Genomic DNA, 15,224 nt, shown 5'->3' on the forward strand with positions numbered 1-15,224 from the left:
GATCCGTCAGCCTCCGCGTCGCAGGTGCTGGTCCAGGGCGTCCAGCCGCTCCGGGGTGCCGACATCGACCCAGCGTCCGTGGTGCGCCAGACCGCGCACCCGGCCCTGGGCCATGGCCTGGCGCAGCACCGGTCCGAGTTTGCCGGCCTGGTCGTCCAGGCCGGCAAACAACCGTCGGTGCAGCAGGCTGATGCCGGTGAATGTCAGCTGGTCAGGGCCGTCCTCGGTCACTCGGCCATCGGCTGCCAGGTGAAAATCACCGTCCGGGTGATGCGCCGGATTGCCGGTCAGCACCAGCAGGGCATCGGCGTCGGCCGGTGGCTGCAGCCCGGACACATCGAAGTCGGTCCAGATGTCGCCGTTGACTACCAGGAACCAGTCCGACCCGGCATCGATCAGCTTGGGCAGGGCGCGGACGATTCCGCCGGCGGTTTCCAGCGGCTCGCCCTCGCGGGAATAGTCCAGGCGCAGGCCGAAGCGCGCGCCCGAGCCCAGGGCCGCCTCGATCTGGTCGCCGAGCCAGGCGTGGTTGATCACCACGTCCCGGAACCCGGCGCGTTGCAGGTGCTCCAGGTGGTGCTCAATCAGCGCCTTGCCGCCGGCCTTCAGTAAGGGTTTCGGGGTGGTCAGGGTCAGCGGGCGCATGCGCTCCCCCTTGCCCGCGGCCAGAATCATCGCTTTCACTCGGGGGCCTGCTCGGCGAAGGGTGCCGGACCGATGCGCTGCTCGATGGCCGGCATCACCACCCCGACCAGCCACTCGTGGAAGTGGCGCAGCGCCGGCTGGCGCCGGCTGGCGGTGACCAGGTAGCCAACCGTGCGTGGTATGTCGGCCAGGTAACCCTGCTTGCCGTCGCGCAGGCACAGGCGGGCAAAGATACCGGCCGCCTTCAGGTGGCGCTGCATGCCCATCAATTCAAACCACTGCCGGAAGGTGTCCGGGTCGGCCCGGTGCAGGCCGGCCTCGGCGCTCTGGACCCGGAAAAACTCGAGCCAGTCACACAGGGTCTGTTCCGGCCAGCGGATGTAGCAGTCCTTGAGCAGGGACACGGCGTCGTAGGTCACCGGGCCGGTGACGGCATCCTGGAAATCGATGACCCCGGGCCGGTTGGTGCCCGGCTGTACCAGCAGGTTCCGGGAGTGGTAGTCCCGGTGCACGGTGACTTCCGGCTGCGCCAGTGCGCTCTCCCGGAGGAAGGCGAAGGCGGTATCCAGCAGCGCCCGTTCGCAGTTGCCAAGTTCCAGCCCCAGGTACTGTTCCAGCAGCCAGTCCGGAAACAGCGCCATCTCCCGATCCAGCAGCGCGGCATCGTACGGCGGCAGCGGGTACTGGTCAGGGGCGCTCAGCTGCTGGATGTGCACCAGTTCGGTCAGGGCGCCGCGGTAGAGTTGGTCGGCGCTGGCCTCGGTCAGCTGGTCCAGCATCAGGCTGTCGCCAAAATCCTGCAGCAGCAGGAAGCCCTGGTCCAGGTCCGCCTGCAGGATCTCGGGCACCATCACGCCCTGCCGGTGCCAGTGCCGGGCAATGGCGACAAAGGGTTTGCAGTCCTCGTGGGCGGGCGGGGCATCCATGACGATCAGAGGCGTCGGTTGACCCTCGCCGGCTGCGCGCCAGACCCGGAAATAACGGCGAAAACTGGCGTCGCCGGAAACCGGCTCGGCCACGGCCTGCTCCAGGCCGGAAAACTGTCTGACCCAGTCGGTCAGCAACTGCTGTCGAGGATCCATGGTAGGGCTAGCTGTCCTGCGAAAAATAGGTGGTCACTGTCAGCGAAAGTTAGCAGAGGAGTATAAAGACGGTAAATCGGTTTTGCAGCGGAGTTTCCGTTAACAACCCCAGGGGCCACGTGTAAACTAGGCGCCTGAATGTCTTGCCCGGCCACCCATCCACCAGCGACAGGAACCCGTCACCGTGCCAATTTCCGATAGCCATCCGCACAGGCCTGCGTTCCGGTTGGGCGGGTTGATGGTGGCCACGACCTTGAGCTGGTGGGCGGTGCCGGCGGGTGCCGACTCGGCCCCCACGGCGGCGGAGATTGACTGGCGCCCCAGGGCCGAATTGCCGGCGTCGGTGCGTGAGCGTCTGCCGGTGTTTTGCGCGGGCGGCTACCTGCCGTCTGGCGCCGGATCCGGGGTTTCCGGGGTCTTTGGTGGTGCCGAGGGCGAGCCGGCCCCGGTCCAGGCCAGTGGCCTCAATGCCCGGTACGAGATCGACCGGACCCTGTACCTGGAGGGCGACGTCCAGGTCCGTCAGGGGGCGTTCGAAGTGCGCGGCCGTCAGGCCCGATACAGCCAGCAGGATGGGCGGGTGTCGGTGGACGGCCCCCTGGTCAGTCGCGGTCAGGGCTTTCTGATGACCGGCGACAGCGCCGAGTATCAGGTCGATTCCGGTCGGTTCGACATCAATACCGCCACCTTCCTCATTCATGCCGCCGAAATGCGCGGCACCGCCGGCAGCCTGACCCGGCTGTCAGCCAGTGAAGTGATGATCGAGGACGGCATGTTGACCACCTGTGGCCCGCAGCGGAACGACTGGGCGGTGGTGGCGTCCGAGATCAACCTGAACCAGGCCGAGGGCTTCGGCACCGCCCGACACGTTCGCCTCGAGGTGCTGGGTGTGCCGGTGTTCTACTGGCCCTGGGCCAGCTTCCCGATCGACGACCGACGCAAGACCGGCTTCCTTTATCCGGAGTTCGGCTCCTCCAGTGCCGGCAGTGGTGGCTTCCTCGCGCTTCCCTATTACCTGAACCTGGCGCCCCATTACGATGCCACCCTCACGCCCCAGTACATCCATGGCCGCGGCCTGTTCAATGAGGCCGAGGGTCGCTATCTGAGCCCCTATGGCCAGTCGATCCTGCAGCTGGGATACATTGGCAACGACTCGGCGTTTGCCGATGAGAACCCGGGCGAGAGCGGCGAACGCTGGGCCCTGGATGCCTCCACCATCGCCCGGTTCGACGGCGGCTGGACCGGTTATGGCGACTACTCGGTGGTCAGCGATGAAGATTACCTGACCGACCTGAACCGGACCCTGGCGATCAACCAGGCCACCCACCTGCAGCGCCGGGGTGGCGTGCGGTACCGCGATCGCAACCAGTATTTCGAAACCTATCTGAACGATTACCAGACCATCAGCGAGACCATCGCCGATGTGAACAAGCCCTACGCCCAGCTGCCGGAGGTGCTCTACGGCACCACCCGCGAACTGGGCTGGCTGGAGACCGGGCTGGAGAGCCAGTACACCCTGTTCTATCGGGACAACGAGAACCTCACCGGCCTGGATCGGGCCAACGGCCATCGGTTCCGGGCGGTGCCGGAGCTGGCGGTGCCGATGCGGACCATCTGGGGCTTCAGCCGGCCCTCGGTCAGTGTCGACTACACCCGCTACGAGCTCGAGGACTACAGCGCCGGCGACGGCGGCTTTGACCGCACCGTGCCGGTGGCGGAATGGGACAACGGCCTGTATTTCGACCGTCAGTCCAGCCTGTTTGACGTGCCCTACAACCAGACCCTCGAACCCCGGCTCTACTACGCCTGGGCCGACGCCGACGCCGACCAGAACGACATCCCTGATTTCGACACCGACCTGCAGGAGTTCCGCTTCGACCGTCTGTTCCAGCCCGACCGCTTCACCGGTGGTGACCGGGTCGGTGACGCCAACCAGTTGACCGTGGCGCTGACCAGTCGTTTTAATGACCTGATGACCGGGGCCGAGCGCGCACGCTTCAGCATCGGGCAGGTGAACTACTTTCAGGACCGCGAGGTCACCCTGTTCGGGGAAGGTGCCAGTACCCGCAGCCGGTCGCCACTGGCCGGGGAAATGGTGCTGTCGCCCCTGGATACCCTGGAGATCCGGTCGTCCGGGCTGTGGGACCCGGAGACCGGAGAGACCGAGGAAGGCCGCAGCCAGCTGGTGTTCCACACCGAAGATTACCGCTACCTGGCCAGCCTGGGGCACACCTACAGCAAGGACGAGCTCGAGCAGACGGACATTGCCGGGGTCGTGCCGGTCAGTGATCGTGTTAGCCTGATCGGGCGCTGGGTCTACGATTCCCAGCTCGATCGTACGGTCGGGTCGCTGGCGGGCATCGAGTACAACAACTGCTGCTGGAGTGTTCAGGTCGTGCACCAGAACTACCTGACCGACGACACCGAGCTGGAAACCCGGCTGCTGTTCCAGGTGCAACTGAAAGGCCTGGGTGGCAGCGATGGCTCGTCCACCCGCATTGCCGAGGCCATCTACGGCTTTGAGGAGCGGGAACGCCGCCGTTACGGCACGCCCTGACCGGGCCTGACGCCCGGACGCGGAAACCGCCGACTTCTGACAATCATGAGGTGACTATGAAGGCGACTCTTCGCCACGCTGTAAAAACGCTATTGCTGGTTGTGGCCGCGACCCTGACCCTGTCGGTGCAGGCGGAGCGCAAGTTGCTCGACCAGGTGGTGGCGATTGTTGACGATGATGTGATCCTGCAGACCGAGCTGGAGGCCCGGATCAACACCATCACCACCCGGCTTCAGGCCCAGGGGACCGGGTTGCCGCCCCGGGACGTACTCGAGGATCGGGTCCTGGAACAGCTGATCACCGAATCGATCCAGCTGCAGATGGCGGATCGGATGGGCATGCGCATCAGCGATAACGAGCTGAACGAGACCATGGACAACATCGTCGAGCGCAACGGCATGACCATGGCCGAGTTCGAGCAGCAACTGGCGACCGAGGGCGTCAGTTTCCGCCAAGCCCGGGAGCAGATCCGCAATGAGATGCTGACCAGCCGGGTCCAGCAGCGCCAGGTCGGTAACCGGGTTCGGGTCACCGATCGGGAAGTGGACAATTACCTGCAGGCGATTGAGGCCCGCGGCGGCAACAACGCCGAATACCGGCTCGCCTACATCTTCATCGAAGTGGACGATGCCGACAGCGAAGCCTCCGTGGACGCCGCGCGCGCACAGGCCGCCCGCCTGCGCCAGCAGATCGTCGAGGGTCGCGATTTCCGCGAGGTGGCGGTGGCCGAATCCGACGCCAGTAACGCCCTGGAAGGCGGCGACATGGGCTGGCGCACCGAGAGCCAGCTGCCCTCCCTGGTGGCGCCGGTGGTGCCGGAGCTGCCGGTGGGGGAGCCGTCCCAGGTGCTGGAAAACAACAGCGGTTTCCACCTGGTGATGGTCATGGACAAGCGTGGCGGTGGCGAGAAGCAGGTGATCCAGCAGCACCGGGTCCGGCACATTCTCATTCGCCCGTCCGAAGCCGTGCCGGACGTCGACGCCGAGGCCAAGATTCGCGACATCTACCAGCAGCTGACCGACGGCGCCGACTTCGCCGAGCTGGCCCGGAAGCATTCCGACGACCCGGTGTCCGGCTCCGATGGCGGCAACCTGGGCTGGGTCAGCCGGGGCCAGATGGTGCCGGCGTTTGAGCAGGCCATGCTCGAGGCCGACCTGAACGAGCTGCGCGGCCCGTTCCGGTCCCAGTTTGGCTGGCACATCCTGCAGGTTCAGGAACGCCGGCAGAAAGACATCAGCGGTGACGTCAAACGGGCCGAGGCGCGCCAGGCCATCTACCGTCGCAAGTCCGAAACCGAGTTGCAGAACTGGTTGCGGGAAATCCGCGACGAGGCGTTTGTCGAGTTCAAGGGCGAGTACGCCCGCGACACCGAGACCCAGGAGGCCGACAGCCCGTCATGACCGAACCGGTGACTCTCGCTCTGACCGCCGGTGAACCGGCTGGAATCGGACCGGAACTGTGCCTGCAGTTGGCGGCCGAAGCCCGGGTTGAGGGCATTGTGCTGGTTGCCAGCAAGACCCTGCTGGCCGAGCGGGCGCAGCAGTTGGGGCTGTCGGTGGCCTTGCGGGACTGGCAGCCGGGCCAGCCGGCGACCCGGGCCGCCGGGGAGCTGTCGGTGTGGTCGGTGGATGGCTGCGTTGGCACCCAGCCCGGGGTCCTGGATCGCGCCAACAGTGCCTACGTGCTGGACACGCTCCGGCTGGCGACCCAGGGTTGCCTGGACGGCACCTTCGACGGCATGGTCACCGCCCCGGTGCACAAGGGCGTGATCAACGAAGCGGGCATTCCGTTCAGTGGTCATACCGAATTCCTGCAGGAACAGTGCGGCGTGGAGCGGGTGGTGATGATGCTGGCCACCGACGATCTCCGGGTCGCGCTGGTAACCACCCACTTACCCCTGAAGGACGTGGCCGCGGCCATCACGCCGGCGCGTCTGACCCAGGTGGCGCGGATACTGGACGCCGATCTGAAGACCTTCTTCGGCATTGCCCAGCCCCGCATTCTGGTGGCCGGGCTGAACCCCCACGCCGGTGAAGGCGGCCATCTGGGGCGCGAGGAGATAGACACCATCGAGCCGACCCTGGCGCAGTTGCGCCAGCAGGGCCTGACGCTGACCGGCCCGCTGCCGGCGGATACGCTTTTTACCCCGCACTGGCTCGACCAGGCCGACGCCGTGCTGGCCATGTACCACGATCAGGGCCTGCCGGTGCTGAAATTCCAGGGGTTCGGTCGGGCCGTGAACATCACCCTGGGTCTACCCATTGTCCGCACCTCGGTCGACCACGGCACCGCCCTGGATCTCGCCGGGACCGGGCGGGCCGATGCCGGTAGCCTGAACACCGCCCTGCGGGTCGGCGCCCGCATGGCCCGCTGTCGTAACGCCGCCAACCAGGGGACACACCCGTGAGCAACAAAGTCGGCCATCAGGCCCGTAAACGATTCGGCCAGAACTTCCTGCACGATCCCGGCGTGATCGAGCGCATCGTCCGCTCGATCAACCCGAAGCCCGAGGATGCCCTGGTGGAAATCGGCCCGGGGCTGGGCGCCATCACCGAGGAAATCCTGGCGCTGAACCCGCGGCTGCAGGTGGTCGAACTGGACCGGGACCTGATCCCGGTGCTGCGCACCAAATTCTTTAACTACCCGGATTTTCGCATCCATGAGGCCGACGCCCTGAGCTTCGACTTCAGTCAGCTGGTCGAGCCGGGCCAGCGCTTGCGCATCGTCGGCAACCTGCCGTACAACATCTCCACACCGCTGATCTTTCACCTGCTGGCCCAGGCCGGTGTGGTCCAGGACATGCACTTCATGCTGCAGAAGGAAGTGGTGCAGCGGCTGGCGGCCGTGCCGGGCGACAACAACTATGGCCGGCTCGGCATCATGGCCCAGTACTTCTGCAAGGTGCAGCCGCTGTTCGACGTCGGTCCCGGGGCGTTTCGACCGGCCCCGAAAGTGGATTCGGCCATTGTCCGGCTGGTACCCCACGACACCCTGCCGCACCCGGCCCGGGATCTGGGCACCCTGCAGTCGGTGGTCCGCACCGCCTTCAATGCCCGCCGCAAGACCCTGCGCAAGGCCCTGGCCGGAGTGATTTCGGTCGACCAGTTGCAGACCCTGGGCATCAACGATGGCTTGCGTCCGGAGAATCTCAGCCTGGCCGATTACGTCCGCATCGCCGATCTGGTGGTCGAGGCCAAGGGCGCCGGGGAGGGGACAGATGACTGATTACGCCATCGGTGACATCCAGGGCTGTTACGACCGGCTGCAGGATGTCCTGACCAAGGTGGATTTCTCGCCGTCCCGGGACCGGCTCTGGGTCGCTGGCGACCTGATCAACCGCGGTCCGTCGTCCCTGGCCACCCTGCGCTACATCGAGAGTCTGGGCAGCTCGGCGGTGGTGGTGCTCGGCAACCACGACCTGCACCTGCTGGCGGTGGCCCTGGGTGGTCACCCGCCGCGCCGTAAAGACACCCTGGCCGACATCCTGGACGCGCCTGATCATGACCACCTGGTCGACTGGCTGCGCCAGCAGCAGCTGTGCGTGCGCGACAGCGCCCGCAACCTGGTCATGGTGCACGCCGGCCTGCCGCACATCTGGGGCGTCGACCAGGCGGTGGCCTACGCGCGGGAAGTCGAGGCGGTGATTCGCGGGCCCCAGGCCGAGGCCTATTTCACCCACATGTATGGCAACGAGCCGGCGCGCTGGCAGGACGACCTGGCCGGCCTGGACCGTTGGCGCGCGATCACCAATTACTTTACCCGGATGCGGTTTATCGCCGCCGACGGCACCCTGGAGCTGACCGCCAAGGAGTCCGCCGACCATGCGCCGGACGGTTACGCACCCTGGTTCGACTATGCCCGGAGCGATGATGTCCGGGTGGTGTTCGGGCACTGGGCGGCGCTGGAAGGCCAAACCGGCAGCGACCGGTTTATCGGGCTGGACACCGGCTGTGTCTGGGGCGGCGTGCTGACCATGATGAACCTGGACTCCGGAGAAAAGATCCACTGTGACTGCTGAGCCCGTACAAGCAAACAGACCCGGCTGCCTGAATCTGCCCGCGGTGCTCGGGGCCAGCCTGGCCCTGCTGGGTGTCATGGCTGGCGCCTTTGGCGCCCACGGGCTGCGGGCGCTGGTCAGCGAGCGCGGCCTGGAGGTGTTCCAGACCGCCGTCACCTACCAGATGTACCACGCCATCGCCCTCGTCCTGGTTGCGCTGTTGCCCCTGGCGGGCGGCAGTCGCCGGCTGTTGGCCGCGGCGGCCGGCTTTTTCCTGGTCGGAATCCTGCTGTTCAGCGGCAGCCTGTACCTGCTGGTGCTGGCGGAGTGGCGTTGGCTGGGGCCGGTCACTCCGCTGGGTGGCCTATGCTTGATGGTGGGCTGGGCGCTGTTGGTGGCGGCCATGGTGGTGCCGTGGATGGCCCGGCAACCGGATGACAAGAGGTAAGCGACGCTTATGCAAGTTGAAGTGAACGGTGACGCGATGGAGCTTCCGGCTGGAGCCACCGTTGTCACCCTGATTGAACACCTGGCCCTGGCGGGCAAACGCCTGGCCGTGGAAGTGAACGAAGACATAGTGCCGCGCAGTCAGCACGGCGATTTCGTCCTCAATGACGGCGACCGCGTTGAAGTGGTCCACGCCATTGGTGGCGGCTGAGGCTGCCGGCAAACCGATTCCAAGACAAACTGAATAGCGCAGGAAGGTTATGAGCGAGACCCCAGAGATTCTGCTACCCGAAGACAAACCCCTGGAACTGGCGGGCCGGGTGTACCAGTCGCGACTGCTGGTGGGCACCGGTCGCTACCGTGACCTGATGGAAACCGGCCACGCCATCGAGGCCAGTGGCGCGGAGATCGTGACCGTGGCCGTACGCCGGACCAACCTCGGCCAGAACCCGGACGAGCCCAACCTGCTCGACGTGATCTCCCCGGAAAGCTACACCATCCTGCCCAACACCGCCGGCTGCTACACCGCCAAGGACGCGGTGCGTACCTGCAAGCTGGCGCGCGAACTGCTCGACGGCCACGACCTGGTCAAGCTCGAGGTGCTGAGCGAAGACAAGACCCTGTACCCGAACATGACCGAAACCCTGGTGGCGGCCGAAGCGCTGGTGAAGGACGGCTTCAAGGTGATGGTCTACTGCTCCGACGACCCGCTGCTGGCCAAACGCCTGGAGGAAATCGGCTGCATCGCGGTGATGCCGCTGGGCGCGCCCATCGGCTCGGGCCTGGGCATCCAGAATCGCTACAACATCCGGCTGATCGTGGAAAACGCCAAGGTGCCGGTGCTGGTGGACGCGGGCGTGGGCACCGCCTCCGACGCCAGTATCGCCATGGAGCTGGGCTGCGACGGCGTGCTGATGAACACCGCCATTGCCCTGGCGGGCGACCCCATCCGGATGGCCAACGCCATGCGGCTCGCCATCGAATCCGGCCGTGAAGCCTACCTGGCCGGGCGCATGCCGAAGAAACTCTACGCCAGTGCCTCGTCCCCCATCGATGGCACCTTCTTCTGATCTGGGGCACAATCCCGGGCACGAATAAACGAGGGCCGGCGCCCGACGACCGGCCCCGATAACATCATCAGAGCGCTGCAGTCCTGTCATGACCGATCAGAAACCGAGTCGCCGTGAGGCGATCCTTCATGCCCTCGTGGAACTCCTGGAAACCGATCCGGGAGCCCGCATCACCACCGCCGGCCTGGCCAAGTCCGTCGGCGTCACCGAGGCGGCCCTGTACCGCCACTTCCCCAGTAAACGCAAGATGTTCGAGGCCCTCATCGAGTTTGCCGAGGACGCGGTGTTTTCGCGCTGCCAGGTAATCCTGCAGGAACAGGACGATGTCCGGGTCCGCCTGCAGCAGCTGGTGCACCTGGTCCTGGTGTTCGCCGAGCGCAACTCGGGCCTGTGCTGCGTGCTGACCGGCGATGCTCTGATGGGCGAGAACGAAGCCTTGCGCAAGCGCGCCTCGCAGTTCTTCGAGCGGCTGGAAACCCAGGTGCGGCAGGCCCTGAAAGAAGGCGAGATTCGCCAGGGGCTGCGGCCGCGGACCAGTGCGGCTCGGGGTGCGGATTACGTGCTGGTGTTCATCGAGGGACGGATTCAGCGCTTCGTCCGGTCGTCCTTTTCGCGCTTGCCGTCGACGGATTTTGATGAGAGCTGGTCCTTGATTGCTGAAGGTGTTTGGGCTCACACCTGAGCTTCGGCAATAGATTCTCCCAGCCTGGATGTTTCGGGGGCGCCCGGCCGGTCGTTACGCTGACTTCCAGGCTACGAGGCCGTAGCGACGTTCAGTGATACCCAGAAGCCGTCCGAAGAATCGACCGAATGGGCTCCCAGATTGCTGGCGCCGAAATCAGGATGTCCCGCCCATACAGATCCACCGGATAGCCGTCGGGTACGTCTCCGAAGTGTCCGGCGGTGGCGCCAGCTTCCAGGGCGATCAGCCGGGCCGCGGCAAAGTCCCAGGGGCTGACATTTTCGTAGTAGATGTCCAGCCGACCGCACGCCACCCAACAGATATCCAGCGCGGCTGAACCGATACGGCGCAGGTCCCGGCACTGGTGGATCATGGCGTCGAGTCGGCGCACCAGGGGTTCCAGGTTGTCCTTGGTGTAGGGAAAGCCGGTGGCGAACAGGGAATCCCGTGGCACGGTGGCGCCACTGTGCTCGATGGCCTGGCCGTTGAGGGTGGCACCCTGGCCGCGGGTGGCGCGGAAGGTTTCACCGGCGAAGGGCGCGTGCACCACGCCGGCCTGAACCCGGCCGTTTTCTGCGTAGGCAATGGAAACCGCGACCTGGGGGTGGCCGTAGGCGTAATTCACCGTGCCGTCGATGGGATCGATGATCCACAACGGCGTGTCCAGATTCTCTGCCTGGGACAAATCGGGCATGGTCTCTTCGGACAGGATCCGATGTTCGGGGAATCGCTCCCGGATTGCGCCGGTGATCAGTTTATCGGCCAGGACGTCGGCGTGGGTGACCAGTTCGGTCTGTTGCTTGTAGTCGGTGCGCAGGGTGTTCTGATCCCGCTCCCGCTGGATCAGGTCGCCCGCTTCCCGGGCCAGTTGTTCGGCAAAGTCGGTCAGGTTCTGAAGTGATGCAGGATCGGACACGGCGCCCCCATGGCAAACTTGGCAAGGAATGAGGGCGCCAGTCTAGCACGTTGGCCTAGAGGCTGGTCAGCCAGGCCTCCATCTTGTCCATGGCGGTGACCAGACGCGGGCAGGCCTGCTGGACAAAGCCGTCGTCCAGGTCGCAGCCAGCGTAGTCGCCACCGGCCAGGGCCAGGGCTTCGCCGCCGTCAAAGTCGACAAAGGCCAGGCGCGCGCCCAGGTGATCCGGCGCGAAGCCGAAATCGCTGGCCGGCAGGATCGCCACACCGGTGTTCTCCAGCAAAGCGGTGCACAGGGCCTGGCTGGTCTTGATGTCGCGCTTGGCCAAGCCCTCGCGGAAGCTGGAGAACTCCGGGAACAGGTAGAAGGCACCCTCCGGTTTCTGCACCACCGCACCCATGGACGTCAGCCGCCGGTGCATGTACTCACCGATGACCTTGAGCACGCGACGGGACTGCACCAGGTAGTCGTCGATGTCTGCGCCACCGTTGAAGGCGGCAATGGCGGCGTACTGGATTGGCGCACTGGTGGAGGTGAAGGTCTCACTGGCGATGATCGCCATGGCGTCCAGCAGGGGGCGCAGTTCGCTCGGGAAGATGAAGGTGCCCAGCCGCCAGCCGCCGGCGCCGGCCCACTTGCTCAGGCCGGTACTGATGATGGTGCCTTCCGGGTAGTAGCGCGCGATGGACTTGTGCTTGCCCTCGAAATGCACCTCCCCGTAGATCTCGTCCGATAGCAGGATCAGCTTGTACTTGCGGGCGACGTTGGCAATCGCCAGCAGCTGGTCGTCGGTGTAGGTGCAGCCGGTCGGGTTGGAAGGGTAGTTCAGAATCAGGATGCGCGGCCGGGACGGGTCGTCGCGGCAGATGATGTCCAGCTCTTCGGCGGTGAGCTGCCAGTTGTTCTCGGCGTGGGTCGGCAGCCAGTGCACCGAGCGGCCAATGATCCGCGCCTGGGGCGCGTAGGACACCCAGCTTGGGCGGGGAATCAGCAGGTCGCCGTAATAGGCCAGCTGCAGCAGGAACAGCAATTCCTTGGAGCCCGGACCAATCAGCACGTCCTCCCAGGTGCAACGCATGCGCTCGCTGCGATTGATGTAGCCCGCGATACTCTCGCGCAAGCCCTTCAGGCCTTTGACCGGCAGGTAGTCCTTCTCGTGGGCGTGCTTCTGCAGCGCCTCGACCACCCTCTCGGGCACCGGGAAGGGCGACTGCCCAAGCCCCAGTTTGATGATGTCCTTGCCCTCGGCCTTGAGCTGGTTGCTCAGTTCGTTGATGCGCAGGGTGGAGGAGGGCTGGATGCCCCGTACGTTCAGGTTGATTGCATAACGATGGTCTGAATGTATGTCCATTGTCCCGGTCTGTGGTTTGGAAGTGACATTTTCAGTATAGGAAACGCAAACATATCTGTGACCGGGGGCTGGATAGGTGATTGCCGCAGGGCAGCGGGGGACTTTAGTCGTAGCGGGTTCCGGGCAGCTGTTTCAGGGCCCGGTTGAAGGCGTCCCGGAGTTGCTCCGCGTCTGGCCGCTGGCGGGTGAACGCGGCCCGGAAGGCGCGGGCGGCGCCAACGGTGCCCGGAAGTGCGGCCACGTTGGCCAGCTCCGGATACTGGGCCCGGAAATGACGGATCAGGTAATCGCAGGCGGTCTGCTCGCAGATGAACAGATCAATGCGGCCCATGGCCACCATGCGCAGGCCGGCGAGATTGGGGCGTTCCTGGCTCATGGTGAGCACCTCGGCGTGGTCCTGGGCCAGCCAGCTCATGAACTCGGGATCGTAACTGTAGGAGGCGGCCAGACCCAGACTCAGATTCGCCAGGTCGTCGAACTCGGTCCAGCGAAACTCCGAGCCCCGGACGGCGTAGAACACATCCCGGGCGGTGCTGATCGGATCGGTAAACAGGTAATGACGTTCCCGGCGGGGCGAGGCGGTCAGCGAAAACAGCAGGTCGGCATCGCCCCGGCGCACCATCAGTTCGGCCCGGGCCCAGGGCAAAACCTGGAAGCTGGGTTGGTAGCCCATGTGCTCGACCACGGCGCGCACGGTGTCCACATCCTGGCCCTGGAGTACGCCATTGTGGACGTACTCGAAGGGCGGATATTCGGTGGTCACTGCGGTCAGCACCGGGGTCGATTCCGACCGGACGGGCTGCGCCATCGACAGGGCCAGTATGCTGATAATGCCCCAGATCAGCATGGGATTTGCCCCCGTTTGGGTTGAAACACTGCCGTGTCTTCCAGTCTAGTCGCTATCGGTGCCGCCCGCCTCGCGGGCGCCGGACCCTGTCGGCTCAGAGACCGCGGACCCAGACCTCGACCCGGCCGTTGCGTTGCTGGCCGGTGTCGCCGCCGGCGGTGCCGACCGGCATGTAGTGACCATAGCCGGTGTAGGCGATGTCACCGACCCCCAGGTCCGACAGGGCCTTGCGCACGGACAGGGCGCGCAGCTCGGAAATCATCTGGGCCCGCAGTTCGTTGCTCTGCTGGTCGGCGAAACCGATCAGCAGGACGTCGTCGGTGCTCTGATTGGTCTGGGCCAGGTACTCGGCGACCCGGCGCAGGTCACGTTGGGCTTTGTTGTCCAGTTTGGTGCGGCCTTCCGAGAACCGGAAGTTCACCGTCAGGCGCTGGTAATTGGCGGTCAGGCGCCGGAAGGTGTCGGGGGTTTGGCCGTCCAGCTCGGGTTTCACGGCCATCGGGTTCTGGGACACGAACCCGGACTCGGACACGATGGCCTGGCCGTCCTCACCCAGCACAAACTCGATGAATTCCCGCGCCAGGACCGGGGTCTGGTTCCCGGCGGTGTACATGTATAGGCGGCGCGCCAACGGGTAGTCCTCACTCGCCACGGTCAGCTGGTTCGGCTTTAGCGCCGGGGCCTGGCCATCGGAGATCGCCAGCACCTTGCTGTTGCGGACCGAGGCCAGGCCGGCGAAGCCGATACCGGCCGGATCACGGCTGACATCGTCGGACAGCTGGTCGTTGGATTCGTAGCGCTGGGCCGTCGGGTCCAGGGTGTAGGTCTTGCCCAGGACCAGACTCTGGAAGGTATCCCAGGTGCCGGATCGGTCGTCCCGGGCGTACAGGCGGATGGCCTGGTCCTTACCACCGACGTCCGACCAGTTCCGGATCTCGCCCGCGAAAATCCGCGCCAGGGTCTCGATGCTCAGCTGGTTGACCGGGTTTCCGGGGTTGACCAGCACCGCCAGGCCGTCGATGGCAATCACGTGCTCGCTGGTCAGGTCCCGGAGGTCGGCACGACCGGCCATCCGGTCCACTTCCGAGGGCTTGGCGGGTCGGGATGAGGCCCAGATGTCTGCGGCGCCGGCGTCCAGGGCCCGGAAGCCGGTGCTGGAGCCGTGGGCCGCCACCAGGGCCTGGACGGCGGTGTTGGCCCGTTGCCCCGTCAGTATCTGTTCGTTCGCCTCGCCGGTGCCGCGCCGGGTTACCGGTTGCCCAGCCTGCCCGGCCAGGAAGCCCTCCACCAGCATGGGTGCCAGGGTCGCACCGATGGTGTTGGAACCGTGAATTTCCAGGGTTTCGGCGTGTACCGGCGCCGAGGCCATCGCCAAGGCGCAGAGCGCCATCAAGGCGCGGCCGGAAAACCGGGCAAGGAGGTTGGATGTCATTCGAAAACTCCGCAACAACAGACAGTTAGAGAATCCGAAAGAATGCGACAGAAATGTGACAGTTATGTTGCAGTGGCCGGACCGAACCGCGCCGGGGCCCTGGGCTTTTGCCCGAAACTGTTAAGCAGGCCGCGGTATACCGGGCGTTGCTGGCCTATAGTCGGGGCTCCGCAGTAACAAAAAGACACAACATGCGGG

At 65.5% G+C, this 15,224-nt stretch carries 15 protein-coding genes; 9 read left to right on the forward strand and 6 right to left on the reverse strand.

Features of this window, described 5'->3' with window-relative positions:
* Positions 1 to 6: 6 nt before the first annotated feature.
* Positions 7 to 684: an N-acetylmuramate alpha-1-phosphate uridylyltransferase MurU gene (gene murU / locus U5822_RS08015; RefSeq protein ID WP_322855105.1), complete on the reverse strand. Its 678-nt coding sequence runs from the start codon at positions 682 to 684 to the stop codon at positions 7 to 9.
* On the reverse strand, positions 681 to 1,727 hold the full coding sequence (locus tag U5822_RS08020) for an aminoglycoside phosphotransferase family protein (protein ID WP_322855106.1): 1,047 nt from the start codon (positions 1,725 to 1,727) through the stop codon (positions 681 to 683). The genes murU and U5822_RS08020 overlap by 4 nt, the downstream gene beginning before the upstream one ends.
* A 238-nt stretch (positions 1,728 to 1,965) precedes the next feature.
* Here U5822_RS08020 and U5822_RS08025 point away from each other — a divergent pair, with 238 nt between their 5' ends.
* The 9 genes from U5822_RS08025 to slmA all read left to right on the forward strand — a co-directional run bounded on the left by U5822_RS08025 (position 1,966) and on the right by slmA (position 10,480).
* The gene (locus U5822_RS08025) at positions 1,966 to 4,284 is read left to right on the forward strand and encodes an LPS-assembly protein LptD (protein WP_322856898.1); all 2,319 of its coding nucleotides are present in this window, start codon (positions 1,966 to 1,968) and stop codon (positions 4,282 to 4,284) included.
* Positions 4,285 to 4,340: 56 nt separating this feature from the next.
* Positions 4,341 to 5,684 (forward strand): peptidylprolyl isomerase, encoded by a 1,344-nt coding sequence (locus tag U5822_RS08030; RefSeq protein WP_322855107.1) that lies wholly within the window; start codon positions 4,341 to 4,343, stop codon positions 5,682 to 5,684.
* Complete coding sequence (pdxA, locus tag U5822_RS08035) at positions 5,681 to 6,691, forward strand: 4-hydroxythreonine-4-phosphate dehydrogenase PdxA (protein WP_322855108.1); 1,011 nt, start codon at positions 5,681 to 5,683, stop codon at positions 6,689 to 6,691. Before U5822_RS08030 ends, pdxA begins: the two co-directional genes overlap by 4 nt.
* Entirely contained in the window at positions 6,688 to 7,509 is an 822-nt protein-coding gene (gene rsmA / locus U5822_RS08040) for a 16S rRNA (adenine(1518)-N(6)/adenine(1519)-N(6))-dimethyltransferase RsmA (protein WP_322855109.1), read from the forward strand. Before pdxA ends, rsmA begins: the two co-directional genes overlap by 4 nt.
* The gene (locus U5822_RS08045) at positions 7,502 to 8,302 is read left to right on the forward strand and encodes a symmetrical bis(5'-nucleosyl)-tetraphosphatase (RefSeq protein ID WP_322855110.1); all 801 of its coding nucleotides are present in this window, start codon (positions 7,502 to 7,504) and stop codon (positions 8,300 to 8,302) included. The genes rsmA and U5822_RS08045 overlap by 8 nt, the downstream gene beginning before the upstream one ends.
* A 76-nt stretch (positions 8,303 to 8,378) precedes the next feature.
* Positions 8,379 to 8,729: a DUF423 domain-containing protein gene (locus U5822_RS08050; RefSeq protein WP_322856899.1), complete on the forward strand. Its 351-nt coding sequence runs from the start codon at positions 8,379 to 8,381 to the stop codon at positions 8,727 to 8,729.
* A gap of 9 nt (positions 8,730 to 8,738) precedes the next feature.
* Complete coding sequence (gene thiS, locus U5822_RS08055; protein WP_322855111.1) at positions 8,739 to 8,939, forward strand: sulfur carrier protein ThiS; 201 nt, start codon at positions 8,739 to 8,741, stop codon at positions 8,937 to 8,939.
* A gap of 49 nt (positions 8,940 to 8,988) precedes the next feature.
* The gene (locus tag U5822_RS08060; RefSeq protein WP_322855112.1) at positions 8,989 to 9,798 is read left to right on the forward strand and encodes a thiazole synthase; all 810 of its coding nucleotides are present in this window, start codon (positions 8,989 to 8,991) and stop codon (positions 9,796 to 9,798) included.
* Between the two features lie 88 nt (positions 9,799 to 9,886).
* Positions 9,887 to 10,480: a nucleoid occlusion factor SlmA gene (gene slmA, locus U5822_RS08065; protein WP_322855113.1), complete on the forward strand. Its 594-nt coding sequence runs from the start codon at positions 9,887 to 9,889 to the stop codon at positions 10,478 to 10,480.
* Positions 10,481 to 10,571: 91 nt separating this feature from the next.
* Here the strand turns inward: slmA and U5822_RS08070 are convergent, their stop codons facing one another.
* The 4 genes from U5822_RS08070 to U5822_RS08085 form a co-directional block, all read right to left on the reverse strand.
* Positions 10,572 to 11,396, reverse strand: coding sequence for an inositol monophosphatase family protein (locus tag U5822_RS08070; RefSeq protein ID WP_322855114.1), 825 nt, complete (start codon positions 11,394 to 11,396; stop codon positions 10,572 to 10,574).
* Positions 11,397 to 11,451: 55 nt separating this feature from the next.
* Positions 11,452 to 12,747 (reverse strand): pyridoxal phosphate-dependent aminotransferase, encoded by a 1,296-nt coding sequence (locus U5822_RS08075; RefSeq protein ID WP_322855115.1) that lies wholly within the window; start codon positions 12,745 to 12,747, stop codon positions 11,452 to 11,454.
* 103 nt (positions 12,748 to 12,850) lie between these two features.
* A complete protein-coding gene (locus U5822_RS08080) occupies positions 12,851 to 13,594 on the reverse strand; it encodes a substrate-binding periplasmic protein (RefSeq protein ID WP_322855116.1) in 744 nt (247 codons plus the stop codon).
* 94 nt (positions 13,595 to 13,688) lie between these two features.
* Positions 13,689 to 15,026: a substrate-binding domain-containing protein gene (locus U5822_RS08085; protein ID WP_322855117.1), complete on the reverse strand. Its 1,338-nt coding sequence runs from the start codon at positions 15,024 to 15,026 to the stop codon at positions 13,689 to 13,691.
* Between the last annotated feature and the right edge of the window lie 198 nt (positions 15,027 to 15,224).

This window comes from Marinobacter qingdaonensis (assembly GCF_034555935.1).
Lineage (GTDB): Bacteria > Pseudomonadota > Gammaproteobacteria > Pseudomonadales > Oleiphilaceae > Marinobacter > Marinobacter qingdaonensis.

What these genes read in the sequence shown, in the direction of transcription:
- U5822_RS08020 (WP_322855106.1), bottom strand. Translation starts at nt 1,727, where the DNA reads ATGGATCCTCGACAGCAGTTGCTGACCGACTGGGTCAGACAGTTTTCC.
- U5822_RS08025 (WP_322856898.1), top strand. Translation starts at nt 1,966, where the DNA reads ATGGTGGCCACGACCTTGAGCTGGTGGGCGGTGCCGGCGGGTGCCGAC.
- U5822_RS08030 (WP_322855107.1), top strand. Translation starts at nt 4,341, where the DNA reads ATGAAGGCGACTCTTCGCCACGCTGTAAAAACGCTATTGCTGGTTGTG.
- pdxA (WP_322855108.1), top strand. Translation starts at nt 5,681, where the DNA reads ATGACCGAACCGGTGACTCTCGCTCTGACCGCCGGTGAACCGGCTGGA.
- U5822_RS08045 (WP_322855110.1), top strand. Translation starts at nt 7,502, where the DNA reads ATGACTGATTACGCCATCGGTGACATCCAGGGCTGTTACGACCGGCTG.
- U5822_RS08050 (WP_322856899.1), top strand. Translation starts at nt 8,379, where the DNA reads ATGGCTGGCGCCTTTGGCGCCCACGGGCTGCGGGCGCTGGTCAGCGAG.
- thiS (WP_322855111.1), top strand. Translation starts at nt 8,739, where the DNA reads ATGCAAGTTGAAGTGAACGGTGACGCGATGGAGCTTCCGGCTGGAGCC.
- U5822_RS08060 (WP_322855112.1), top strand. Translation starts at nt 8,989, where the DNA reads ATGAGCGAGACCCCAGAGATTCTGCTACCCGAAGACAAACCCCTGGAA.
- slmA (WP_322855113.1), top strand. Translation starts at nt 9,887, where the DNA reads ATGACCGATCAGAAACCGAGTCGCCGTGAGGCGATCCTTCATGCCCTC.
- U5822_RS08075 (WP_322855115.1), bottom strand. Translation starts at nt 12,747, where the DNA reads ATGGACATACATTCAGACCATCGTTATGCAATCAACCTGAACGTACGG.
- U5822_RS08080 (WP_322855116.1), bottom strand. Translation starts at nt 13,594, where the DNA reads ATGCTGATCTGGGGCATTATCAGCATACTGGCCCTGTCGATGGCGCAG.
- U5822_RS08085 (WP_322855117.1), bottom strand. Translation starts at nt 15,026, where the DNA reads ATGACATCCAACCTCCTTGCCCGGTTTTCCGGCCGCGCCTTGATGGCG.